At 61.5% G+C, this 6,862-nt stretch carries 6 protein-coding genes; all 6 read right to left on the reverse strand.

From position 1 onward, the window contains the following. Positions 1–10 precede the first annotated feature (10 nt). Positions 11–1,255 carry a GTP-binding protein gene (locus A7K61_RS21805; protein WP_069558353.1) on the reverse strand — a complete coding sequence of 415 codons (1,245 nt, stop codon included), beginning with the start codon at positions 1,253–1,255 and terminating at the stop codon, positions 11–13. Beyond that, complete coding sequence (gene nthB / locus A7K61_RS21810) at positions 1,252–1,908, reverse strand: nitrile hydratase subunit beta (RefSeq protein ID WP_044273673.1); 657 nt, start codon at positions 1,906–1,908, stop codon at positions 1,252–1,254. Before nthB ends, A7K61_RS21805 begins: the two co-directional genes overlap by 4 nt. 41 nt (positions 1,909–1,949) lie before the next feature. Beyond that, a complete protein-coding gene (gene nthA, locus A7K61_RS21815; protein ID WP_044273674.1) occupies positions 1,950–2,543 on the reverse strand; it encodes a nitrile hydratase subunit alpha in 594 nt (197 codons plus the stop codon). A gap of 75 nt (positions 2,544–2,618) precedes the next feature. Next, a complete protein-coding gene (locus A7K61_RS21820; RefSeq protein WP_069558354.1) occupies positions 2,619–4,133 on the reverse strand; it encodes an amidase in 1,515 nt (504 codons plus the stop codon). A gap of 169 nt (positions 4,134–4,302) precedes the next feature. After that, complete coding sequence (locus tag A7K61_RS21825; RefSeq protein ID WP_044273676.1) at positions 4,303–5,169, reverse strand: transporter; 867 nt, start codon at positions 5,167–5,169, stop codon at positions 4,303–4,305. A gap of 82 nt (positions 5,170–5,251) precedes the next feature. Beyond that, entirely contained in the window at positions 5,252–6,310 is a 1,059-nt protein-coding gene (locus tag A7K61_RS21830) for a phenylacetaldoxime dehydratase family protein (protein WP_047710800.1), read from the reverse strand. Between the last annotated feature and the right edge of the window lie 552 nt (positions 6,311–6,862).

Consider the following 6,862-nt stretch of genomic DNA (forward strand, 5'->3'; position numbering starts at 1 on the left):
TCTACCTCGGTCAAATAGGGTCAGCCTGCACGGACGACATCGGCGCCGATAAGGCCTGGGAGTCAAAGATTGCTGCCCCCGGCAGGGCTCGCCAGGCCGAGGGGCCGGCGGCGATTTCCTGAGCGCTCAGCAGGCAATTGTCGAGTGCGCGCTGCAGCGCTTGGGTGTCCAGGTCCTGGCCGATAAAGACCAGCTCCTGCCGGCAATCGCCGACAATGCTGTCCCACTTGGCCATGATGCTCTGCAACCGATAGTCATCCTGCGGCCATTGCGACTGCTCGATGAAGTTCCACCAGTGCCCGACGTAGTCCCACTGGAACTGCCTGCCGCTCTGCACCAGCAGGCCGGTTTCCAAGTGCCTGCTGGCGAGCCAGAAGTAACCTTTGCTGCGCAACAGGCGCCCGTTTTGCCAGGGCTGCTGGAGAAAATCGAGTAATCGCTGTGGGTGAAACGGGGCACGCTCGCGGTACACCCAGGAGGTCACGCCATAGGTGTCCGATTCAGAGGCCGGCGCGTCGTCGGCCTGCATTTTTTTCATCCAGCCGGGCGAGGCCGCGAGGCTGGGCAAATCAAACAGGTGGGTACCGAGGATGGCGGATAACTCCACGTTACCCTGAGCCATCGGGATGATCCGCGCGCTCGGGTTAAGGCCGGCGAGGATCGCGTGCACGGCCTGGTAGCCGGGCTCGTCGATCAGGTCCAGTTTGTTGACGAGAACGACGTTGGCGTATTCCACTTGCTCGATCAGCAGGTCGGTCAGATGGCGCGTGGGTGCGTCGTCGCGGGCCACGATGCCCGGCGATTGGAGCAATGCTTCAAAGCGACTGCCATCGACCACCGTCACCAAGGTGTCGAGCCGCGCCAGTTCGCTGAGGCTGAAGCCCTGCGCGTCGAGGAAGGCGAACGTCTCGGCTACCGGCATCGGCTCGGAGATCCCCGTGGACTCAATCAGCAAGTAGTCGAAACGTTGCTGGCGCGCCAGGGCGCTGATCTGCTCGAGCAAATCGGCGCGCAGCGTGCAGCAGATGCAGCCATTGCTCATCTCGATCAACTCATCGCGACCCCGGTGCAGCGCCACGTCGCGCTGCACCTGCTCGGCATCGATGTTGACCTCACTCATATCATTGACGATGACCGCCACGCGCAGGCCGTCACGATTGCGCAGGATATGGTTGAGCAGGGTAGTTTTGCCGGCGCCGAGGAAGCCGGAAAGCACCGTCACCGGCAGTCGGCCTGTCAGGGCGCCGTCCATCATGCGTTCACCGTGCTATCGGCGTGGTCCAGGTAGCTTTCGAACAGGTCGACCACCACGAAACCCTCATCTGCTGCGTCGCCCCAGAGATCTTTCACGCGAAACTCGACGTGGTAGGTCGGCTGATGCGCCGCGCTCAGATCACCGTGGCCGATAGCGTCAGGGAACGGCCACTTTTGCGCGGTGCGGTGCACAACCACGCCTTCTTTGCCGCGCACGTAGGCCGGCATGCGGGTATGCCCGGCCACATACTCGTCTCGCACCACCACGCGGTCGCCAACCTCAAAGGGCGCGCGGCCGGTGATCGCTGGGCGCCCGTTGGCATGCGCGGGGTTCGCCAGCTTGAAGTGCGACCCCAGGGCCTGATCGAGTTCCGCCTGGGTGATCACACCGGTTTCGACCAGCAGGGTGGCGGTCGCGATGACATAGCGTTCGTAGTATTGGGTGCCGACATGTTGGCGCACATCCAGGCGCTCCACGGCATGGCGCACTTCGTCCACGCTGAACTTTTTCAAGTGATCGGCGCCGACAAACATCAGGCTGTAGGCCAGGTGCTCCCAGTCCTGTTTGAACACGGGTTGGTAGCTCAGGCTGTTGATGGTGTGAGGGACTTTGCCAAAGCCTTGAAACCCGCCGAGATCGTGAAAGCCATCCATTGTGAATACCTCTGAAAAATGCAAAAAACAAAGGGCACCGGTTACGCCACGTAAGGCAGCGCCACGCCGATAAGGACATCCTTGGTGATCAGTTTTCGCAGGGCCTCTTCATCCATCGATTCGCTGCCCTTGGGCCGTACAGGCAGCACCAGATAGCGGGTTTCGGCGCTGGTGTCCCAGACCTTGACGATGACGTCGGCCGGCAGCTCGGTGCCCAGCTCCCGCAGTACGGTGCGCCCTTCGCGCACCAGTCGGGCGCGGAACTCGAAGCCCTTGTACCACTCCGGCGGCAAGCCCAGGACAGGCCAGTTGGTGCAGGAGCACAGGCTGCACACAATCACGTTTTTCACGCTGGGCGTGTCTGGCAGCGCAACAATGTATTCACCCTGCGGGCCGGTATAGCCAAATTGGGCGCACGCCGCGGTACCGTCTTTGAGCAGCAGTTCGCGAAACTGCGGGTCTACCCAGGCCTTGGCCACCACCCGAGCCCCGTTCTCCGGGCTCCATTGGTGCGCCATCAGCTGTGTCATGTGTTCGATGTAACCGTCGGGGATCAGATCCTTCTGCTTGAGCACCTGCAGTAGCGCTTGCGCGCGTTCGCCCGGTGTTGATGTGGTTGCTTCGTGTGCGCTCATAAGTTGACTCCTCATCGTTGAGCTTCTGGGCAGCGCCTGGCGGCTTGTTCTTTTTGCGCTGCGCGGGATTACCGGCTAACAGTTTTTCCAGTCAACCGACGCCTCGAACGCTGCGGCGGCCTGGTAAATCGTGCCTTCGGCATAGTGCTTGCTGACCAGCATCAGTCCGACAGGTAGACCGTCTACCAGGCCGCAGGGAATCGACATAGCCGGATGCCCGGTGATGTCCTGGGCAGAGGCATTGCCGATCATTTCCAGTGCACGGGCCACGTACTCGGTAACCGAGCAACCCGGCTGCGGGTGGGGCTGGGCGATGATCGGCACGGTGGGCATCACCAGCAGGTCATACCGCGCCAACGCGGCGTCATACCCGGCACGTGCCACGCGCCTGAGGTTTTGTGCCTTGGCGTAGAAACGTCCGTTGTAGCGTTCCAGACCGTACTGCCCGACGAACATGCACAGCTTGAGAGAGGCGGACAGGTCATTGGCTTGATCGCGCCATCCGGCTTGCTGGTCCAGCAACCCGAGGTCATACAGCCCTTGCCAGTTAAAACCGGCCCCATTGCCGTGCATCATCTGCATCATCAAGCCTTCACAGCCGATGGGGTGCCACAGCGAACCGGCAATGCTGTGCTCAGGCACCGACACCTCCTCGACCTGCGCGCCCAGCCGCGAAAACGCTGCAATGGCTTGACGTACGCACGAGGCCACACGTGGGTCCTGGTTGGCCAGTTCAAAACCTTCGCGCAGGATGCCGATCCTCAGCCCGCTGACACCGCGCTCCAGGTAATCGCTGTAAGCGTCGACCTGTGGCGCGGCTTGTCGCGGATCGAGCCCATCGGCGCCGGCCATCACCTCTAGCATCAAGGCGTTGTCGCGCACGTTTGCGGTAATGGGGCCGGCGTGATCGATAGTCGCTTCGATGGCCATGATGCCGGTGTAGGGCACCAGGCCGTGGGTCGGCTTCATGCCGTAAGTGCCGCAGAAGGCGGAAGGAATGCGGATTGACCCGCCCTGGTCACCGCCGACGGCCAGGTCGACCTCGCCGGCGGCAACCAGTGCTGCGCTGCCGGAAGACGAGCCACCCGAGGCAAACCCCTGACGATAGGGGTTGTGCACCGGTGCAGGATCGGAGGTGTGGCTGCCGCCGGACAGGCAGTAGTGTTCACACGTTGCCTTGCCCAGAATGGTCGCGCCGGCATCCAGCAAACGCGTGACAACCGTGGCATCGAAGGCGGGGACGAAGCCTTCAAGCGGCTTGGCACCATTCATCATGGGCACGCCAGCCAGTGAAATATTGTCCTTGAGGGCGACCGTTTTACCGGCCAGCTTGCCTTCGCGTGCACCGTTGACTTCGGTGCGGAAGTACCAGGCGTTGAGCGGGTTGTGTGCGGCCGAGGGGCGATAGCCCGAGCTGCGTTCATAACGCACCGGCGGGATGAAGTCTGGCAGCTCGTCAACCAGGTCATAGGCATCGAAGCTTGCCTGCATAAGCGCCAGGTATTCATCGGCTTGCTGCGCATCGAGCTGCATGTGCAGGCTGCTCGAAATAGCCAATAGCTGTTCAAGGGTGGGGCGAGCGATTGCCATGGTTGGCTGTCCTTATCGTAAATGGCCTAAGAGCACTGCATGCTCACTATCAGCGGGCCTGGGGCTCAAGATAGTCCGCGCATCCAGCCGGTGGCTTGGTTGAGAAAGACATCGACTTGGCTGAGCGGGACACCCTGGCGCCAGGGGCGCGCGTTCGCAGTTTCTGGCGTTAAAAAATGTGCGCGTAACGCAGGTTCATGCGGAAGTCTTCGCGGGTGCCGTTGTCCACCGAGAGGTCTTTGCCCAATTGCAGTTGCACCTGGTCGGTGGGGGTGACGAACTTGGTGGCGGTGAGACGCACGTTGGTGGTGCCCAACTCGTTGTCCTGATTGACATGCTCGATGTTTGTCTCGCCTCCCCAGGTACGCCCAAAGCCAATAGCAAAGGTGGTGGTGGCGTCCGGCATGTAGCGGCCCATGATCTGCGCGGCGTAGGACACGTCCTGCTTCAGACGGTCGGCATTTGCACCGTAATCGGTGTTGTCGCCATACCAGGTCGCTCCGCCGACCAGGTCCATCGCCCATTTCTCTGTGAAGTGCTTGACGTAGGCACTCTGCAGTTCGAATTTCCAGCGATTCTCCCCGAGGTTGAGCGCATCGTTCTTGTCATACGTGCCCGAAGGCACATACACATAGGGGGCGATACTGAGGGTGTCGCGGGCTTCGTTGAACCGCCATTTCACCGGCGCGGTGAGGATCAAGTCGCCTACGCCGCGAGTACTGCCCAGTGCCGAGGCGTCACCTGCGCCGGAGACGTGGCCGAAAGGCAAAAGAAATTGCGGGTCGATGGTGACCGTGTCGCTGAGTGCATACACATGGAGCAGACGCAGGATGCCGACGTCGGAGGTCACCCTGAAATCAGAGCTGGCCTTGTGGCCGTTGGCGTAAGCCGAGTCCGTAGTGGCGTGCTGGTAATAAATCGCCCCGATAGTGGCGCCGACCGGATATTGCTCGTAGTCGCCAGGCGCGACTTCACCCGCATTCGCGTGGAGGGCGGGCAACAGGGTGGAGAGGGTCAGCAGGCGGATCTTATTCATCGTTTATTCCTCGCACAGGGGACCGGGCCACCCGTGAAGGGTGGCAAGGCGGTAGAAGCTGGGGGTTAAACGCCGAGGGCGCTCAGGCTGTGGGCGGCAGGGCGTCGCGCAACATCCCGGTTTGCGCGTGACAGTTGATGTACTCGAAGACCTGGCTCTTGGCGTCGGACACGGACACCTCGTGGTACAGCCTCAACTTCTTCAAGCCCGCGGCCACGCGAAAGAACGTCACGAAAATACGCAGGTGGGTCGGGTGGGATTCGGCCCAGCGCTCGAGTTTCTCCACTGAGCGCCAGTGGCCGATGTTGTAGCTCAGGTCGAGAACGTTGCCGTCCAGGTCGATATTGCGCACGAACCTGTTGCTGTAGCAGCCCAACGGCTGGCCGTTGTCACGCAGGAAGTCCATGCCGTCCTGCAACGTCGGTAAAATTTCATCGAGGTAGAGCGAGCGTTCCTCTGCCTCGGCATCCGCCCAGTCCTGGCCGGAACGTATCAGGGTGAGGTTGTCGTGCCCCAGCACCACCACGCGTCCGCCCTTGGCCGGGTCGCCCGCGACCACTTGCAGCTCGCTCGTGGGCTTCATCCAGTCGGTCTGGGAGATCGGGAAACGGTCGCGCATCGAGCCCCAGTAGCCGTGCTCTTCGATCTCGCCACTGGTGGCATCCATCACTGCGCCGACCCCGGGCAGGTTTTCCTGGAAGGCGTATAGCGTCTCGAACTGCTCGGCGCGCGGCGCGGTGATTTCGCGGAAGTAACCCAGGCCTTCACCCAGGCGATCCGGCGAACTCCACCAGTCATTCACCTGGGGTGAACGCAACCAGCGGCAATGGGCGGCAGGGTCTTTCCAGTACCCGACCACAATCAGATTATCAAAGCCGCTGCTGTCGGTGTGCTGAGTCAAATCGTAGTTCTGCGGGCCGTCGGCCTGGCTGAAACTGCCGACGATGTGACGCATCGCCTGCAATGCAGCCTTGCGCTGGGCATCGCCTTGATACTGCACGCCCAGATAAGCCATCACCACTTGTTGCAGCTGCTCGTCAGCGCGCGCCACCCACATCGGGAAAGGCGGTTGATACTCCTCGGGCACGCGGCGGGACAGGGTGCGTGGGCATTTGAGATGTGTGTCGATTGCAGATTCCATCTTGAGCTCCTCGTTATTTTGGTTCAGGCCTACGGGTGGGCGTCAGCGCGTCGGCGGCAGGGTGCGCTTGGCGACCTGCCGTCGGTGCAGCAGCTGCATGGTTCCCCATTCAATCAACCAATAAGCCGACTCTTCAGGTGCGAGATCGCGCCGTTGCAGAAGCCATGAAGAATCAGCCAATCGGGGTGAAGAGTGTCGATGCATGGCGTACCTCATCAGCGGGGTATGAGCTGCTGTGAGGTGGAAATTAGGCCGGCAGAGGAGGGCGCGCTTTGTTCGGTGAGACAACCGCTTGGTTGGCAAAGACAGGCCGGCTACGGAGGTTTACCGGTGGTCTGCGTTGGTGCGCGCGGGGTGATTATGTGATGTGCTGTGCCCTTAAACGGGCCACGACTGCGGTGCGACGCGGTCAAACTTGTGGGAGCGGGCTTGCTCGCGAAGGCGGCCTGGCAGCCAACACAGTTGGATTGTGTACATATCCATTGCTGCGGTAATGGCTACTTAGGGTTCCGCCCTGACGGCGGCTCACTTTTGAGAAGCGCAAAAGTAAGC

This window comes from Pseudomonas sp. AP42 (assembly GCF_001728935.1).
Lineage (GTDB): Bacteria > Pseudomonadota > Gammaproteobacteria > Pseudomonadales > Pseudomonadaceae > Aquipseudomonas > Aquipseudomonas lactis.